The organism is Bacillus cereus group sp. N14, assembly GCF_016483555.1.
GTDB classification, from domain to species: Bacteria; Bacillota; Bacilli; order Bacillales; family Bacillaceae_G; genus Bacillus_A; species Bacillus_A wiedmannii.
In genome coordinates, this window is the sequence record NZ_JAEHBQ010000038.1 from 1 (window position 1) to 18,356 (window position 18,356).

Consider the following 18,356-nt stretch of genomic DNA (forward strand, 5'->3'; position numbering starts at 1 on the left):
AGCCGCTGGAGCTGGATATAATTAAAAGCGCAAACGGCTCGCTCAGAATGGGAGGGGGATGGAGCTTCTGACGTAGAGGCGCTTTTTGCCTCGTAGGAAGAAGTGAAGCCACCGACCATTCTAGCCGCTGAAGCTGGATATAATTAAAAGCGCAAACGGCTCGCTCAGAATGGGAGGGGGATGGAGCTTCTGACGTAGAAGCGCTTTTTGCTTCGTAGGAAGACGCGAAGCCACCGACCATTCTAGCCGCTGAAGCTGGATCGAATTAAAAGCACAAGCGGCTCGTTCAGAATCCAGGACACTTCAAACTCTCGACCCAAATATGATTTTCATCTCAAAAAACAAAATTCCCCCATATATTGCTCTCTCTAATATTCCCTTAAAAAAACATAAAAAACTCGCTTACCACAAAATAAGCGAGTCCCAATCTTTTCCCTTTACTTAGTTGTTACATATCTTTTTGAGTCTGCAACAATGTTTTGTAAAAATTCTTCATTTGTCTTTGTTTGACGAAGTTTACGTAAGAAACCTTCGACAAAGTCTGGTGTATCACGCATTGTTTTACGAATACCCCATAGCTTGTCTAAATGTTCTTTCGGAATTAATAGATCTTCTTTACGTGTACCAGAACGGCGAATATCAATTGCCGGGAAGATACGACGCTCAGCTAATGAACGATCTAAGTGAAGTTCCATATTTCCAGTTCCTTTAAATTCTTCGTAAATTACATCGTCCATACGAGATCCTGTATCAACAAGCGCTGTTGCTAAAATCGTTAAGCTACCGCCTTCTTCAATATTACGTGCAGCTCCAAAGAAACGCTTCGGTCTATGGAAGGCAGCTGGGTCGATACCACCCGATAATGTTCTACCACTTGGCGGAATAACAAGGTTGTAAGCTCGCGCTAAACGGGTAATACTATCCATTAAAATGATAACATCTTTTTTGTGCTCTACAAGACGCATTGCACGTTCTAACACAAGTTCCGCTACTTTAATATGATTTTCTGGCACTTCATCAAAAGTAGAGCTTACAACATCTCCTTTAACAGAACGTTCGATGTCTGTTACTTCCTCTGGACGCTCATCAATTAAAAGTACAATTAATTCAGCTTCCGGGTGATTTGTTGTAACACTGTGTGCGATTTCTTTTAATAGACTTGTTTTACCAGCCTTTGGAGGCGCGACAATTAAACCACGTTGTCCAAATCCAACTGGTGCGATTAAATCCATGATGCGTGTCGGTAACTTTTTCGGTTCCGTTTCCAATTTCATTTGGCGATCTGGGTATAATGGTGTTAATGCAGGGAAATGCACACGCTCTTTTGCTGACTCTGGATCATCTCCGTTTACAGCTTCAACTTGTAATAATCCAAAATAGCGTTCATTTTCTTTCGGAGGTCGTACTTTACCAGAAACCTTGTCTCCATTACGTAAATCGAAACGACGAATTTGCGAAGCTGAGATATAAATATCTTCTGAGCTTGGAGAATAGTTGATAGGACGTAGGAATCCAAATCCTTCTGATTGAATAATTTCTAATACGCCTTCCATGAAGAAGAAACCTTCTTTTTCTGCTCGAGCTTTTAGGATAGCGAAGATTAACTCTTTTTTCGTTAATTTGCTATAATACGAAATCTTAAATTCTTTCGCAAGCTCGTATAACTCTTTTAATTTCATGTTTTCTAATGCTGCAATTGACAAATTCATTCAGACACCACACTTTAACGTTATTCTCTTTTCACATGGGTAAAGGGAAAAAATACGGAAGGCAAATAATTAATAATGAAAGGCAATAAGTTCAAGTAGGGTAATATTCACTATTGTAACCCTTTTATCTAGTTTTAATCAATACGTTGAAACACAAATACAAGAAGCGAAGACAAGAAAATTTGTCTTCGCTTTTATTTAACCTAGTTCCAGTAGCTAGAATGGTCAGGAGCTACAATGCCCCTCCCATTCTGAACGAGCTGCTTACGCTTTTTACTTAATAACCAAGTTTGGTTTTTTATTCAAGCTATGACGTCCGTCTACGAAGCGTACTGTGCCTGATTTTGCACGCATAACAAGGGATTGTGTTGTTCCTACGCTACCTTTAAATTGAACGCCGCGTAATAGTTCTCCGTCTGTTACGCCTGTTGCCGCAAAGATTGCATCGTCACCTTTTACTAAGTCTTCCATGCGAAGGATACGATTTATATCTTCAATACCCATTTTTTTACAGCGAGCTAATTCAGCTTCATTTTGAGGCAGAAGCTTTCCATGAATTTCTCCACCTAAACATTTTAATGCAACTGCTGCTAATACACCCTCAGGTGCTCCACCAGAGCCGAATAAAATATCTACACCTGTGCGATCAAATGCGGTGTTAATTGCTCCAGCCACATCTCCATCGTTAATTAATTTAATACGAGCACCAGCTTTACGAATTTCTTCGATAATCGCTTGATGACGTGGACGGTTTAAAACTGTCGCTACAACATCTTCAATATCTTTATTTTTCGCTTTCGCAACCGCACGTAAGTTATCGATAATAGGCGCATCAATATCGACCGCCCCAACCGCTTCTGGGCCAACCGCGATTTTATCCATGTACATGTCAGGAGCATGTAACAAATTACCATGATCTGCAATTGCAATAACAGCAAGAGCATTCCATCCACCAGCTGCTACGATGTTTGTCCCTTCTAAAGGATCAACCGCAACGTCTACACGTGGTCCATATCCTGTACCTAATTTCTCTCCGATATACAGCATTGGTGCTTCGTCCATCTCGCCTTCACCAATTACAACTGTACCTTTCATCGGGATTGTATCAAATACATCACGCATAGCTGATGTTGCTGCACCGTCTGCCTCATCCTTTTTCCCGCGCCCCATCCAACGCGCTGATGATAATGCTGCAGCCTCTGTTACACGTACTAACTCCATAGATAAACTTCTTTCCACGATAATCCCTCTCCTTTAAGTCTTTATATTTCTGCCGTATTTTGTGAACCGTGTTTCTCTACAAAGTATACTTCCGCAAGTAGTGATGCTTCGCTTCCCCCTTGCGGAAGTATCACTTATGCGTTCTTCATCTCTTCAATTTCTTGACTTGTCATTTGTTCTCGCCAAATGTTTGCGCCAAGACCTTTAAGCTTGTCTACTATATTTTCATAACCTCGATCAATATGCTCAAGTCCGGTTACTTCTGTAATTCCATCCGCCATTAACCCTGCAATAACAAGGGCCGCTCCAGCTCGCAAATCACTCGCTTTCACTTTTGCACCTTGTAATAAAACAGGACCAGTTACAATTGCCGAACGACCTTCCACTTTAATTTGTGCGTTCATACGACGTAATTCATCAATGTGTTTAAAGCGTGCGCCGTAAATCGTATCCGTTACAACACCCGTTCCGTGCGCCTTTGTTAAAAGCGTTGTAAATGGTTGTTGTAAATCTGTTGGGAATCCTGGATATACAAGCGTTTTTATATCAACTACTTTTAACCTTCTATTACCGTTCACTGTAATTTGGTCATCGTTCGTTTCAACTTGGACACCAGCTTCTCTTAACTTCGCTGTAACTGACTCTAAATGCTGAGGAATCACATTATCAACCGTTATTTCTCCTCCTGATGCAGCTCCTAAAATCATATACGTACCCGCTTCAATACGATCCGGAATGATCGTATGGTGACAACCGTGCAGTGAATCCACACCATCAATTCGGATTACATCTGTGCCCGCACCTTTAATGCGTGCACCCATGCTTGTTAACAATGTAGCTACATCAATAATCTCTGGTTCTTTCGCTGCGTTTTCAATAACAGTTCTACCTTTCGCTCGCACAGCTGCTAGCATAATATTAATTGTAGCTCCTACACTAACAACATCTAAATAAATACGTGCCCCGCGCAATTCATCTGCTCTTAAATAAATCGCACCCTGTTCATTCGTAACATGTGCACCTAACGCTTCAAATCCTTTAATATGCTGATCAATAGGCCTCGGTCCTAAATGACATCCACCTGGAAGCCCAATAACAGCTTTTTTAAAACGGCCAAGCATCGCACCCATTAAATAATAAGAAGCACGCAATTTTTTCACTTTTCCATTCGGTAAAGGCATTGCAACCATGTTAGAAGGATCGACTATCATCTCTTCCTCCTGTCCATAAGCTACTCTTCCTCCAATTTCCTCTAGCAAGTCTCCTAACATTTTCACGTCCGAAATATTAGGGACACCACCAATAGTTACTGGAGTATCTGCTAAAATTGTCGCTGGAATTAGTGCAACGGCGCTGTTCTTTGCACCACTCACTCGAATTGTTCCATTTAAAGCTCTTCCGCCTTCAATTAGCAATTTTTCCATATTGAGCTCCCTTCTTGTGAATGTATTTACTTTCTATATCCTTATAGAAAGCTCCCCTTAAGAATCTCAATCACTCTTTCCACCCTAACACTCAATAAATAGGAAACCATTATCTTCATTTCTCCCGTAGTACGAATAGATAAAGATTAACTATTCATCGAATTTACATTATCAATTTAGATACATTATCACATTTATTAATAGGACTATGCACATTATTTTCTATTTCAAAAACAAAATGATAAAAATCTTTAGACTTGTTCACGCTTTCATTATACAACGAAAGGAAACCGTCTAAAAGACTAGACGGTTTCCAAAACGGAATTTTATTCTTACGCTTTACCGTTAGAACCGAATTCACGCATTTTACCAGCAACAGTTGCTTTAATAGCGTCGCGGCCAGGTCCAATATATTTACGAGGATCGTAAACTTCTTGGTCTTTGCTTAATGCTTCACGAACAGCTTTTGTAAACTCAATTTGGTTCTCAGTGTTTACGTTAATTTTTGAAGTACCTAAAGAAATAGCTTTTACGATATCAGCAGTTGGGATACCAGTACCACCGTGTAATACTAAAGGTACGCCAGTGAAGTCACGAACTTGTTCCATTTCAGCGAATCCTAAGTTAGGCTCACCTTTGTAAGGACCGTGTACAGAACCTAAAGCTGGAGCTAGGCAATCGATACCTGTTGCTTCAACAAGGTGCTTACACTCTGCTGGATCAGCGTAAATTACGCCTTCAGCGATGATGTCGTCTTCTTGTCCGCCAACTGTTCCAAGCTCAGCTTCAACAGATACGTTACGAGCGTGTGCGTATTCTACTACTTTTTTAGTAGTTTCAACGTTTTCTTCGAATGGGTGGTGAGAAGCGTCGATCATTACAGATGTGAAACCTGCATCAATTGCTTCTTTACATTTTTCGAAGCTTGAACCATGGTCAAGGTGAATCGCTACAGGAACAGTGATGTTCATTTCTTCGATTAAAGCTTTAACCATAGCTACAACTGTTTTGAAACCAGTCATATGACGAGCTGCACCCTCAGATACACCTAGGATTACAGGAGACTTTTCTTCTTCCGCAGCAGCTAAGATAGCTTGAGTCCACTCTAAGTTGTTCATGTTGAATTGACCAACTGCGTATTTTCCTTCTAGTGCTGTGTTTAGCATTTCTTTCATAGAAACTAAAGGCATGGTGAATCCTCCTAAAAAACGTTTTTTGTATCCGATAAGTTCTTATCGCTGGTAGTATGACCAGAATAAGGTAAAATATGTATATTTACATACCGGACTTTTTTCTACACTCAATAGGATAACAACTTGTACTCAAAAACTCAACCGTATTCACCTGCTCATTAGTCCATGTAAACGCTTTTTTCCATATTTTTTATAAAAAATTCATTTTTTACGCCTCTACAGCAAGCTGTTCTCTCACCGCTTGACGAATCTCATCAATATCAAACGGTTTAGCAAAGTGCATTAAAGCTCCTAAATCTTTCGCTTCTTGGATCATATCAAGCTCTCCATAAGCAGTCATTAAAATTACTTTAATACTCTCATCAATTTCCTTTACATGTTTTAAAATCTCTATACCATCCATACCTGGAATTTTCATATCTAACACTACTAAATCTGGATTATCTTTTTTCACGATATCTAAAGCTTGAAATCCATTCGCTGCTTGGAATGTCTGATAACCTTCTTTTTGGAACACTTCATGTAATAACACACGAATGCCATATTGATCATCAACGATTAAAATTTTACCTTCCATAACTCCCAACCTTTCTGTATAAATACAAGATTTAAAGCTTCTTATATCTTAACGATTAATTTTCGCTATTCTTTGGCAAATCCCTTCCTATTCTTTCTTATTTTACCGTTTCCTATTTTGTTATGCTACCCTTCGATTTCACCTTTCTAAAAAAATAAACTATAATGAAAGCCGGTAAACACGTACGAAAGGGAGTAACATTATGTTAAAAATTTTTTCAACTCAATTAAGTGGTTATTTCTCCAGAGTTTCTCAAAAAGAAGAAATGAATATAGAAGATAGCGCCCGTCTACTTGCTCAAGCATTAGTTGGCGACGGTTTCATTTATTTACATGGTACAAATGAAATGGAGGGCGTTGTTGCTGAAGCATTATTCGGTGCTGAGCCAATGAAGCAAGCAAAACGATTATTTGAAAATGGTAAAGAAGTAGAGGTAACTTCTGCAGACCGCGTACTTCTTATTAGCCGTTTTTCAACAGATGAAGAAGTTGTAGCAATGGCAAAAAAACTTCAAGCTGATGGACACTCTATTGTCGGCATCTCTGCTATTCAAGAAGGTACTGAATCACTAGAACAATATACAGATGTACATATTGATACTAAGCTGTTAAAAGGCCTTATTCCAGACGATGAAGGCAATCGCTACGGATTCCCAAGTTTAATGATAGCTTTATTTGCATATCATGGAATCAAATTTACAATCGATGAAATGTTAAATGAATATTAAAAAAAGCGCCCTATTTCAGGCGCTTTTTTTTATTACTTGCTCTCTTTATTCGTAATAGAAGCACTTACGAAGTCATGGAACAATGGTTGTGGACGATTTGGACGAGATACAAGTTCTGGATGGAACTGTGCTGCCACGAACCAAGGGTGGTCTTTTAATTCAATGATTTCAACTAGACGACCGTCTGGGCTTGTACCAGAGAATACAAATCCTTCTTTTTCCATATCCGGACGGAATTGATTGTTGAACTCATAACGATGACGATGACGCTCATATACAACCGGCTCGTTGTAAGCATTGTAAGCATTTGTTTCTTCAGCAAGCTTACATGGGTATAGACCAAGACGAAGTGTGCCACCTAAGTCTTCTACATCTTTTTGTTCTGGTAATAAGTCAATGATTGCATAAGGTGTGTCAGGATTTATTTCAGAAGAGTTAGCTCCTTCTAATCCTAATACGTTACGTGCGAATTCGATTGATGCAAGTTGCATACCTAAGCAAATTCCTAAGAATGGTACTTTGTTTTCACGAGCATATTGAATTGCAACGATTTTACCTTCTACACCACGATCGCCGAATCCACCAGGTACAAGGATACCATCTGTGTCACCAACTAATTCTTGTACGTTCTCTAGTGTTACGTGCTCAGCGTTTACCCATTTCACTTCTACATCTGTGTCGAATGAATAACCCGCATGACGAAGTGCTTCTACAACAGAAATGTATGCATCTTGAAGCTCTACGTATTTACCAACAAGAGCAATTTTTGTTTTCTTAGAAAGGTTACGTACTTTATTAACTAGCGCAGTCCACTCTGTCATATCTGCAGCTGGATTGTCTAATTTTAAGTGATCGCAAACGATTTGGTCCATATTTTGCTCTTGAAGAGATAATGGAACCGCATATAAAGTATCTGCATCGCGTGCTTCGATAACTGCTTTTGTATCAATGTCACAGAATAATGCAAGCTTGTCTTTCATATCTTGAGAAACAGGCAATTCTGTACGAACAACGATAATATTTGGTTGAATACCTAAGCTGCGAAGCTCTTTAACGCTATGTTGCGTTGGTTTTGTTTTCATTTCACCCGCTGCTTTTAAGTACGGGATTAACGTACAGTGAATGTACATTACATTGTCACGACCGATGTCGCTCTTAATTTGACGGATTGCTTCTAAGAATGGTAGAGACTCGATGTCACCAACAGTTCCACCAATTTCTGTAATAACAACGTCCGCGTTTGTTTCGCGACCAGAACGGTATACACGCTCTTTAATTTCGTTAGTAATGTGAGGAATAACTTGAACTGTTCCTCCTAGGTATTCACCACGGCGCTCTTTTTGAAGAACTGAAGAGTAAATTTTACCTGTTGTTACGTTGCTGTATTTGTTTAAGTTGATGTCGATGAAACGCTCATAGTGACCAAGGTCTAAATCAGTTTCTGCACCATCATCTGTTACGAATACCTCACCGTGTTGGTATGGGCTCATAGTCCCTGGGTCTACGTTAATGTACGGATCAAACTTTTGAATCGTTACGTTTAAACCACGATTTTTTAAAAGTCTTCCAAGAGATGCTGCTGTAATACCTTTTCCTAGAGACGATACTACACCGCCTGTTACAAAAATATACTTAGTCATGAAAAAGCTCCCTCCTATTTTGCTGTTATATAATCACCGTTGCAAAGCGCAACGTATGTAGATAACACTGTATCCATCTTATTGTTAGACTCTTTTTATTTTCTAAACAAAAAACAAAAAAGAAAATTGCTCCCCTCATCACATAAAGTAATAAGTAGGGAGCAATTTTCTTTTATATTTACACTTTAAAAGTATTATCGTCCTTTTTTAAAGAGCCCAAAAATGATTCTACATGGACGATAATGAAAAGTCAAGAACTACAGTTCTTCCTCTTCTTCTTCTTCAGCTTCAGCTTCATCGTACTCAAGTTCTTCTTCGGCGAAGTCATCTTCATCATCTTCATCTAAATCATCAAGATCATCGTCATCTCCGTCTTCTTCTTCAAGAACCTTGTCCAAATCTTCTACCTCTTCTTCACTTGCTTCTGCATCGTCGAAGTCTTCATCTTCTTCGATGTAGTCGTCAAAACCGTCCTCTTCAACTTTACGTTTCTTCTTCGGTTTTGGCTGAGGTAAGATTTCTTCATCAATTTGCTCATATGGGTACCAGCTACGTAGTCCCCAACGATTTTCTCCTAAATTAATGAAACGTCCATCGATGTTTAAATCTGTATAAAATTGTGCGAGTTTCGCATTAACTTGCTCTTGAGATAGTCCCAGCACTTGAGCGATTTCTCGAACCAACTCGTTGAATGTCGTTGCTTGTCTTTTATCCCCTAAAACGCTATGTACAACTTCAATCATTGAACATTCTTTTAGCTCTTCTGGTGAATATTGCTTAAAATTCACTTATGCGGCACTTCCTTTCTTCAAATATAACCTTATATATAACGGTCTGCTTAAAAAAATCCATACTATTCATTATAAACAAAAGTCGCACAAATATGCTACAAAAAAAACGGGAAACTTTAATATGGTAATAAAATTATAATTTGTCTATTCCTTATTTCGGAAACATATGCGCTCCTTGCAGTACATACCTAATTTGCATTTCTGTATATTCTTCAAGCGTATACAGTTTTTGCAGGGCCCAACGTCTAAATCCCCACATTTGTCCTTGTATGAAAATGTTATGTGCAAGAAGCTGTATCTCTTTTTTATTTAATGTAAATGTCCCATTTTCTGTACACTGCTCTAAAATATTCTCAAACATCCCGACCATTTGAAACTCTTTTTCTAATACATATGGGAGTGATTCTTTCGGTAAAAAACGTACCTCTTGATACATAATTAATACTTCTTCTTGCAATTCATCCATCACTTTAAAATAATTCGTTATCGCTATCTTTAAGCTTTCTATACTTCCCTTCTCTGTACACACTACTTCCTCTAATCTTTCTTTTACATGTTCATAAATACTATCACAAACTAAATATAAAACATCATCTTTTGTACGAATGTACTCATAAAGTGTTCCAATACTAAACCCAGCCGCCTTCGCAATCTCTCTCGTTGTTGTACGTGGGAACCCTTTTTGCTTAAACAATTGCACCGCACCTTTAATCATTTGTTCACGTCTTAACGCAACTAATTTTTCATCTTTCACGGACGCATGTACATTGTGTTTAACCATCCCCTTCACCTCTCCCTATTATTTTTTGGAAGGAAAAAGCGTAGGAAAATACCTACGCCTTTGATCCTACTTCGTTAACATACGAGAAATTACAAGCCTTTGAATCTCTTGTGTTCCCTCATATATTTGTGTAATCTTTGCATCGCGCATATAACGCTCTACTGGATAATCTTTCGTATAACCGTAACCACCAAATACTTGTACCGCTTCAGTCGTCACCTTCATCGCTGTATCCCCTGCAAATACTTTTGACATCGCTGACTCTTTCCCATACGGAAGCCCTTCCGATTCAAGCCAAGCCGCTTGGTATGTTAGAAGACGTGCCGCCTCCACATCCGTTGCCATATCTGCAAGTTTAAAGCCAATTCCTTGCTGCGCCGCAATTGGTTTCCCAAACTGATGACGCTCTCTTGCATAATCTACAGAAGCATCTAAAGCCCCTTGCGCAATACCGACTGCTTGCGCGGCAATACCATTACGGCCGCCATCTAATGTTTGCATCGCAACTTTAAATCCTTGGCCCTCTTCCCCGAGTAGGTTCTCTACAGGAATACGGCAATCTTCGAACATAATTTCAGTTGTTGGTGAAGAGCGAATCCCTAACTTGCTTTCCTTCTTCCCAACTGAAAATCCTGGTGTATCACTTTCCACAATAAACGCGCTCGTACCACGCTGCTTCGATTCGGGATCAGTTAACGCAAAAACAACATAAATATCAGCAATACCGCCATTTGTAATAAAGATTTTCGATCCATTTAAAATGTAATGGTCTCCATCTCGTTTCGCAGTTGTCCTCATTCCGCCAGCATCTGAGCCAGAACTTGGTTCCGTTAAACCGTATGCACCAATTTTCGTTCCTTCTGCCATCGGTCGTAAAAACTTTTGCTTTTGTTCTTCCGTTCCAAATTTAAAAATTGGCCAACCAGCAAGTGAAGTGTGTGCAGACAGCGTTACACCTGTTGAAGCACAAACACGAGATAATTCTTCGATAGCAATCACATACGCTAAGTAATCGCTTCCAATTCCACCGTATTCTTCAGGCCACGGAATTCCGGTTAAACCAAGCTCTGCCATTTGATCAAATAGTGCACGATCAAATCTCTCTTCTTCATCACGCTCAGCTGCCGTCGGTGCTACTTCGTTCTTAGCAAAATCCCGAACCATTTTTCTTATCATTTCATGTTCTTCTGATAGTTTAAAATGCATTCCCGTCTCCCCCTTGTCCTTTTATAAAGCTCGACTAATAACAAGTTTCTGTATCTCACTCGTTCCTTCATATATTTGCGTGATTTTCGCATCACGGAAAAATCGTTCTACTGGATAGTCTTTCGTATAACCATAACCGCCAAATACTTGCACCGCTTCAATCGCAACTTCAACAGCCGTCTTAGAAGCGAATAATTTCGCAATAGAAGCTTCTTTACCGCATGGTAATCCTTGCGCTCTTAGCGATGCCGCTCTGTATACAAGTAATCGCGCTGCTTCTACACTAGTTGCCATATCTGCAAGTTTGAATCCGATTCCTTGCTGCGCCGCAATTGGCTTGCCGAATTGCTCACGCTCTTTCGCATAATCAATCGCACATGCAAGCGCCGCTTCCGCGATTCCTAATGCCTGCGCTCCGATTCCAATTCGTCCAACATCTAAATTCGCCATTGCCACCTTAAATCCTTGTCCTTCTTCACCAAGTAAATTCTCGGCCGGCACTTTCATATCTTCAAACGTAAGTTGTACCGTGCGAGAACCAAGAAGTCCCATTTTATGCTCATCTTTGCCGATAATTAAGCCCGGTGTATCTTTCTCTACTATAAATGCAGAAATCCCACTTTTTCCTGCCTCTGGATTTGTAGAAGCGAATACAATGTATGTACTTGCTTCACCGCCATTTGTAATAAATACTTTCGATCCATTAATAATGTAGTGATCGCCTTTCTTTACAGCTCTTGATTTCAAACTCCCTGCATCTGATCCTGCATTTGGTTCTGTTAATGCAAATGCACCTAAATATTCACCAGTCGCAAGTTTAGAAACATATTTCTGCTTCTGTTCTTCTGTTCCAAAATATAAAATCGGGTTCATTCCAACTGACGTATGTACAGCTAAAATTACACCAACCGTCGCACTTACCTTTGAAATTTCCTCAATTGCTAAAATGTAAGAAATAAAATCCATTTCTGCCCCGCCATATTTTGCAGGCGCTGGAATACCCATTAGTCCAAGCTCACCCATCTTCTGCAAAATCTCTTTTGGGAACACCCCTTGTTCCATACTAGGAACAAAGGGAGCTATTTCCTTCTGCGCAAAATCTCGAACCATTTTCCTCATCATTTGTTGCTCTTCAGTAAAATGAAAATTCATGTACTCCGCCTCCGTTTGCTATATATCTTTTTAATAATTTGGTAAGACCACTATTTTAATAAAAGGAGGACTTTATTCGTAAACGTAGAAACCACGGCCTGTTTTACGTCCTAACCATCCTGCGTTCACATACTTGCGTAATAATGGACATGGGCGATATTTACTATCTCCTAATCCTTCATGCAACACTTCCATAATGTATAAACATGTATCTAAACCGATAAAATCAGCTAATGTAAGTGGTCCCATCGGATGATTCATACCTAGTTTCATTACTTCATCAATCGCTTCTTTCGTCGCTACACCTTCATATAACGTATAGATCGCTTCGTTAATCATCGGTAATAAAATACGGTTCGATACAAATCCTGGGAAATCATTTACTTCAACTGGCACTTTCCCGATTTTTTTCGTAATATCTTCAATTGTTTCGTACACCTCATCATCTGTAGCCAAACCACGAATAATTTCAACAAGCTTCATAACCGGAACGGGATTCATAAAGTGCATACCGATTACTTTCTCCGGACGTTTCGTTACCGCTGCAATTTCTGTAATTGGTAGAGATGACGTATTCGTCGCTAAAATTGCGTGATCTGGAGCAATTTCATCTAGATTCGCAAAGATTTTCTTTTTTATATCCATTTTCTCAACAGCCGCTTCAATAACAAGATCCGCTTCCTTCACACAATCTAAATCAAGCGTTACTGTAAGGCGATTTAACGTCGCTTCCTTCTCTTCTTCCTTCATGCGTCCTTTTTCTACTTGGCGCGCTAAGTTTTTCGTAATAATAGCCAATCCTCTGTCTAATTGCTCTTGTTTTAAATCTTGTACCTTCACATCATATCCTGCCATTGCACATACTTGTGCGATCCCCGAACCCATTTGTCCTGCACCAATTACAACTATTTTTTGTACACCCATTCTTTCTTCCCCCTCAATATAAATTGTTAATAAATCAAAAATCACCTACACGTAAATTAACGAACTTCAATCATAATTGCGTCACCTTGACCGCCACCGCTACAAATAGAAGCAATTCCAATTCCGCCGCCGCGCTGCTTCAGTGCGTGGATAAGTGTAACGATAATACGCGCTCCACTTGCTCCAATTGGATGTCCCATTGCCACTGCGCCGCCATTTACATTCAATTTATCTGGGTCAATTCCTGCAATCTCTGTACTTGCAATTGCTACCGCTGCAAATGCTTCATTAATCTCGAATAAATCGATATCTTCAATTGTCTTGCCTGTTTTTTTCAACAATTCGTTAATTGCATAACCTGGCGTTCTTGGGAAATCTTTAGACTCCACTGCAATTGCTGTATGTGCCAAAATTGTTGCTAATGGCTTTCTTCCTTCTTGCTTCGCTCTGTCTTCGCTCATTAATACGAGCGCAGCACCGCCATCATTTAGTCCAGGAGCATTACCCGCTGTCACTGCCGACGTCTTATCAAATACAGGTTTTAATTTCGCTAATTTTTCAATCGTTGTATCCGCGCGCGGCGCCTCATCTTTTGCAACGACGATAGGATCGCCTTTTCTTTGCGGAATCGTTACTGGCACGATTTCCTCTTCAAAACGTCCTTCTTTATGCGCTGAAACCGCACGCTGATGGCTACGATATGCCCATTCATCTTGCGCTTCGCGAGAGATTCCATCTTCCTTCGCAACTTCTCCACCATAAACACCCATGTGTATACCTGAAAATGCGCATGTCAAGCCGTCAGCAACGTTTAAATCGATGATTTCGTTGTTACCCATTCTGTATCCCCATCTTGCGCCTCGTAAAATGTAAGGACTGTTACTCATTGACTCCATACCGCCAGCTACAATTAGTGATTGATCGCCAGTACGAATAATTTGATCCGCTAACGTAACCGCACGAAGCCCTGATGCACAAACTTTATTCACTGTTTCCGTCTGTACTTCCCAAGGGATTCCAGCAGCCCTCGCAGCTTGGCGCGATGGAATTTGCCCCTGTCCCCCTTGAATAACTGTTCCAAATATAACTTCCTCAACATCACTAGCAGAAACATTTGCTCTCTCAAGTGCTGCTTTAATTGCAATTCCCCCAAGTTCTGTCGCCTTCACGTCTTTTAAAGATCCTCCAAATTTCCCAACCGGTGTTCTTGCAGCACTTAAAATAACTGTTTTACTCATATCTATTTCCCCCATCTCTTTTTTTAGCACCGAGCGCTCGCTCGGTGTTCTTACGTTGAGAAGAGGTGCAATGATTGCACCTCTCTCTAAAGTTGTATTCATGCTTGCAGATTACATCGCTTCTTTCTTCTGTCCGATAACAGAGCGTTCTAAAATCTCTGTTACATCAAGAGTTTGAACCTTCTCTTCTACTTCTTTCGCTTTCGTCCCATCGCTAATCATCGTTAAGCAATATGGACAACCTGTACCGATAATGGATGGCTCTACAGCTAGTGCTTGTTCTGTACGAGCAACGTTAATACGTGAACCTGCTGTCTCTTCCATCCACATTAAGCCACCACCTGCGCCACAGCACATTCCGGTTTCACGGTTACGTGCCATTTCTACAAGATTCACACCAGGAATTGCTTTCAAAATATCGCGTGGCGCTTCGTATACTTCGTTGTATCTTCCTAAGTAACAGGAATCATGGTACGTAACTGTTTCCTCAATAGCGTGAACAGGTTTTAAGCGTCCTTCTTTCACCCACTGAGCTAACAATTCTGTATGATGATAGACTTCTGCTTGCAAGCCAAAGTCTGGATACTCATTTTTAAATGTGTTATAAGCGTGAGGATCAATCGTAACGATTTTCTTCACTCCTGCTTTTTCAAATTCCTCGATATTCTTTGTCGCCATCTCTTGGAAGACAAATTCATTTCCAAGACGCCGCGGTGTATCTCCAGAATTCTTTTCTTTATTACCAAGTATCGCGAATGAAATGCCTGCTTCGTTCATTAACTTCGCGAACGATATCGCAATCTTCTGACTACGATTATCATATGATCCCATTGAACCAACCCAGAATAAATATTCGAACTCCTCGCCAGCTTTCGATTTTTCTTTTACAGTTGGAACCGTTACTTCATCATCACCTTGGCGCCAAGTTTCACGCTCTTTACGGTTCAGTCCCCACGGATTCCCTTGACGCTCGATATTTGTCATCGCACGCTGCGCTTCCGCGTCCATCTTTCCTTCTGTTAAAACGAGATAGCGGCGTAAATCAATAATTTTGTCAACATGCTCATTCATAACCGGACACTGATCTTCACAGTTACGGCACGTTGTACAAGCCCAAATCTCTTCCTCTGTAATAACATCTCCGATTAAACTCGGATCGTAAGCAAGCGTTGTAGCTGCTGATTCTTGTTGCCCTTTCCCAGCTGCCATCATCGCTAACTGATTTCCTTGTGTATTATTAAAAGCAACTACTGGAACCCACGGTGCTTTTGATGTCACTGCTGCTCCTTTATCAGTTAAATGATCGCGAAGTTTTAAAATTAAATCCATCGGCGATAACATTTTCCCTGTTCCTGTTGCCGGGCACATATTTGTACAGCGACCACACTCTACGCAAGCGTATAAATCAATAAGCTGATTTTGTCTAAAGTCTTCGATTTTACCAACACCAAATGTTTCTTGCGTTTCATCTTCAAAGTCAATCTTTTCAAGTTTCCCTGGATTTGAAAGACGTCCGAAGAAAACGTTAACTGGTCCCGCAATTAAATGCGCGTGTTTCGATTGTGGAACATACACTAAAAACGTTAACAAAATTAGTAGATGCACCCACCAAGAGAAATAGAACACAGAAATGGCTGCGGTTTCATTTATTCCTGAGAAAACGTAAGCGATTGCAGAAGCGATCGGTTCACTCCATGAAAGCTCCTCGCCGTGCCATATAATTCCCATCCCATTACCGAGTAGCACAGAAATCATTAAGCCACCAATAAAGATAAGAACAAGACCTGATTTGAAATTACGTTTTAAACGAACTAGCTTCTCAACATAACGTCTATGAAAAGCCCAAAAGACTGCAATTAAAATAACAAGTGTGACAATTTCCTGGAAGAATGTAAATGCAGGGTATAGTGGTCCAAGTGGAAGATGTGATCCTGGTGCGAGTCCTTTCCAAACGAAGTCAATTGCTCCAAATTGGACAAGAATAAATCCGTAAAAGAACATAACGTGAATAATGCCGCTCTTCTTATCTTTCAGCAGCTTTTTCTGACCGAAAACATTGACCTTAAGGAGATCCCAACGCTCTTTAAAACGACGGTCAAATTCAATCTTTTTTCCTAACTGTATGTAGGCCATCCTCGTCCGTATAAGATACACAAACAAATATCCTGCATAAGCAATAACAGCAATGGCAGCCAGCCAATTAATGATCAGTAAGCTATTCATTTTTATGCTACCCCTCTCTTTGTAAGCCCTCTTTCTTTTTTAGAATCTTCAAAAACATATAATTTTCTGAATTTTATCCCCTGTCTTCATTATATAATGAGTGAGCATTCAGTCAACAGTTTTTTGTTATACAACAACATATTTTTTAATAAAGCTGTTTATTTCGGTGAAACTATAAAGTGAAACTTTAATCCGTAGGGGGTTGTTTCCTCTCGCCTGATTCCTTTAAGTAAGCCTAATTTTTAAGTAGGAGGCTTACCGCCCCTTAATATGGGATAAGGTGAAGCCAATTGGGATTTTCCGGGCAGCCAGTAAAATGAAGGCGAAAAGAATGCAAAGGAGGGAATTCACTTATGTTCTTCTTATCTCTCTTGTTAATATGCGTTACTCTTTGGATCACAATTGACCTTTTATATGGGAGGATTCTTCATTTAAAGCGTGTGCGCTCTCGTACTTTCCCTTTACGTCAAAGTAATTTTCACCTTTATACATACGGGCAAGATTTATATGATGCTTTATTTACTGATATACAACAAGCAAGGCACCATGTGCACGTTTTATTCTTCATTGTAAAAAACGATAAAATCAGTCGTGAATTTTTAAAGTTACTTATCGATAAGGCACAGGAAGGAATTGAAGTAAGACTTTTACTCGATCGATTGGGAAGCCATTATTTATCAAACGAGGCAATTCGTTCCCTACAAAAACACGGCATCTCTTTTTCATTTTGTCATAAAGTGAAATTTCCTTTTCCGTTCTTTTCTGCAAATCAAAGAAACCATAGAAAAATTACAGTTATTGACGGGAAAATTGGTTATATTGGTGGGTTTAATATTGGAGAAGAATATTTAGGGCATAATCAAAAATTAGGATTATGGCGCGATTATCATTTACGCCTTACAGGAGAAGGAATACAAGATTTACAAAAGCAATTTTTACATGATTGGCTCGACGATACGAAGCAAAATTTATTAGATTCACCTCTTTATTTTCCTAAGCAACAACCAGGAATCATTCTACATCGTTTTATCCCTACTGATGGTGCCTATTTGCAAAATACATTTTTACATTTAATCGAAAGTGCGGAAAAAGAACTCTTTATCGGTACACCATATTTCATTCCTGGGAAGAAAATTATGAATGCATTATTAAAAGCGCGAAAACGTGGGGTTCAAATCACGGTTCTCGTTCCAGAAAAAGCGGATCACGCCCTTGTTCGCGAAGCAAAATTCCCATATTGCCGAAAGTTAATACAAGCTGGGTGTAATATTTACGCATTTCAACAAGGTTTTTTTCACGCTAAAGTTATTATAGTCGATGATTATATTTGTGATATTGGAACTGCAAACTTTGATATGAGAAGTTTATATATTAACCATGAAATCAACTGCCTTTTATATGATAAACATTTTATACAAACAGTAAAAAACAAATTCCATGAAGATCTAGAAAATGCGTCATTACTTTCCTTTAAAGATGTTAGCCCCCTTTCCCTTATTGATAGAGGGAAAGAATGGGTAGGAACGATACTTGCTTTCTTTCTATAGGAA

At 39.6% G+C, this 18,356-nt stretch carries 15 protein-coding genes; 2 read left to right on the forward strand and 13 right to left on the reverse strand.

The annotated features are described in order from the left end of the window. Positions 1–437 precede the first annotated feature (437 nt). From rho to spo0F, 5 genes are all read right to left on the reverse strand, one after another. The gene (rho, locus tag JDS82_RS28090; protein WP_001053898.1) at positions 438–1,709 is read right to left on the reverse strand and encodes a transcription termination factor Rho; all 1,272 of its coding nucleotides are present in this window, start codon (positions 1,707–1,709) and stop codon (positions 438–440) included. Between the two features lie 273 nt (positions 1,710–1,982). Next, on the reverse strand, positions 1,983–2,948 hold the full coding sequence (gene glpX, locus JDS82_RS28095; RefSeq protein WP_000442336.1) for a class II fructose-bisphosphatase: 966 nt from the start codon (positions 2,946–2,948) through the stop codon (positions 1,983–1,985). Positions 2,949–3,064: 116 nt separating this feature from the next. After that, entirely contained in the window at positions 3,065–4,354 is a 1,290-nt protein-coding gene (murA, locus tag JDS82_RS28100; protein WP_000413258.1) for a UDP-N-acetylglucosamine 1-carboxyvinyltransferase, read from the reverse strand. A 332-nt stretch (positions 4,355–4,686) separates the two neighbouring features. After that, positions 4,687–5,544, reverse strand: a complete 858-nt coding sequence (locus JDS82_RS28105) for a class II fructose-bisphosphate aldolase (RefSeq protein WP_001131858.1) — start codon at positions 5,542–5,544, stop codon at positions 4,687–4,689. A 211-nt stretch (positions 5,545–5,755) separates the two neighbouring features. Further along, on the reverse strand, positions 5,756–6,124 hold the full coding sequence (spo0F, locus tag JDS82_RS28110) for a sporulation initiation phosphotransferase Spo0F (protein ID WP_000398593.1): 369 nt from the start codon (positions 6,122–6,124) through the stop codon (positions 5,756–5,758). Positions 6,125–6,326: 202 nt separating this feature from the next. Between spo0F and JDS82_RS28115 the strand changes: the two genes are divergently transcribed. Continuing rightward, positions 6,327–6,851 carry a DUF2529 domain-containing protein gene (locus tag JDS82_RS28115; protein WP_000912405.1) on the forward strand — a complete coding sequence of 175 codons (525 nt, stop codon included), beginning with the start codon at positions 6,327–6,329 and terminating at the stop codon, positions 6,849–6,851. Between the two features lie 32 nt (positions 6,852–6,883). Here JDS82_RS28115 and pyrG read toward each other — a convergent pair whose 3' ends face one another. From pyrG to JDS82_RS28155, 8 genes are all read right to left on the reverse strand, one after another. Then, a complete protein-coding gene (gene pyrG / locus JDS82_RS28120; RefSeq protein WP_000170449.1) occupies positions 6,884–8,491 on the reverse strand; it encodes a CTP synthase in 1,608 nt (535 codons plus the stop codon). Positions 8,492–8,748: 257 nt separating this feature from the next. Next, positions 8,749–9,279: a DNA-directed RNA polymerase subunit delta gene (gene rpoE / locus JDS82_RS28125; RefSeq protein WP_001009784.1), complete on the reverse strand. Its 531-nt coding sequence runs from the start codon at positions 9,277–9,279 to the stop codon at positions 8,749–8,751. 154 nt (positions 9,280–9,433) lie between these two features. Next, positions 9,434–10,063: a TetR/AcrR family transcriptional regulator gene (locus JDS82_RS28130; protein WP_000238598.1), complete on the reverse strand. Its 630-nt coding sequence runs from the start codon at positions 10,061–10,063 to the stop codon at positions 9,434–9,436. A gap of 66 nt (positions 10,064–10,129) precedes the next feature. Then, complete coding sequence (gene acdA / locus JDS82_RS28135) at positions 10,130–11,269, reverse strand: acyl-CoA dehydrogenase AcdA (protein WP_048566719.1); 1,140 nt, start codon at positions 11,267–11,269, stop codon at positions 10,130–10,132. 21 nt (positions 11,270–11,290) lie between these two features. Beyond that, positions 11,291–12,421: an acyl-CoA dehydrogenase gene (locus JDS82_RS28140; protein ID WP_001009066.1), complete on the reverse strand. Its 1,131-nt coding sequence runs from the start codon at positions 12,419–12,421 to the stop codon at positions 11,291–11,293. Between the two features lie 72 nt (positions 12,422–12,493). Then, a complete protein-coding gene (locus tag JDS82_RS28145) occupies positions 12,494–13,345 on the reverse strand; it encodes a 3-hydroxybutyryl-CoA dehydrogenase (protein WP_048566720.1) in 852 nt (283 codons plus the stop codon). Between the two features lie 56 nt (positions 13,346–13,401). After that, positions 13,402–14,685 (reverse strand): acetyl-CoA C-acetyltransferase, encoded by a 1,284-nt coding sequence (locus JDS82_RS28150; RefSeq protein WP_002108940.1) that lies wholly within the window; start codon positions 14,683–14,685, stop codon positions 13,402–13,404. A gap of 9 nt (positions 14,686–14,694) precedes the next feature. Continuing rightward, positions 14,695–16,806: a (Fe-S)-binding protein gene (locus tag JDS82_RS28155; RefSeq protein WP_048542718.1), complete on the reverse strand. Its 2,112-nt coding sequence runs from the start codon at positions 16,804–16,806 to the stop codon at positions 14,695–14,697. A 353-nt stretch (positions 16,807–17,159) separates the two neighbouring features. Between JDS82_RS28155 and cls the strand changes: the two genes are divergently transcribed. Beyond that, positions 17,160–18,353, forward strand: coding sequence for a cardiolipin synthase (gene cls, locus JDS82_RS28160; protein WP_061671859.1), 1,194 nt, complete (start codon positions 17,160–17,162; stop codon positions 18,351–18,353). Positions 18,354–18,356 lie beyond the last annotated feature (3 nt).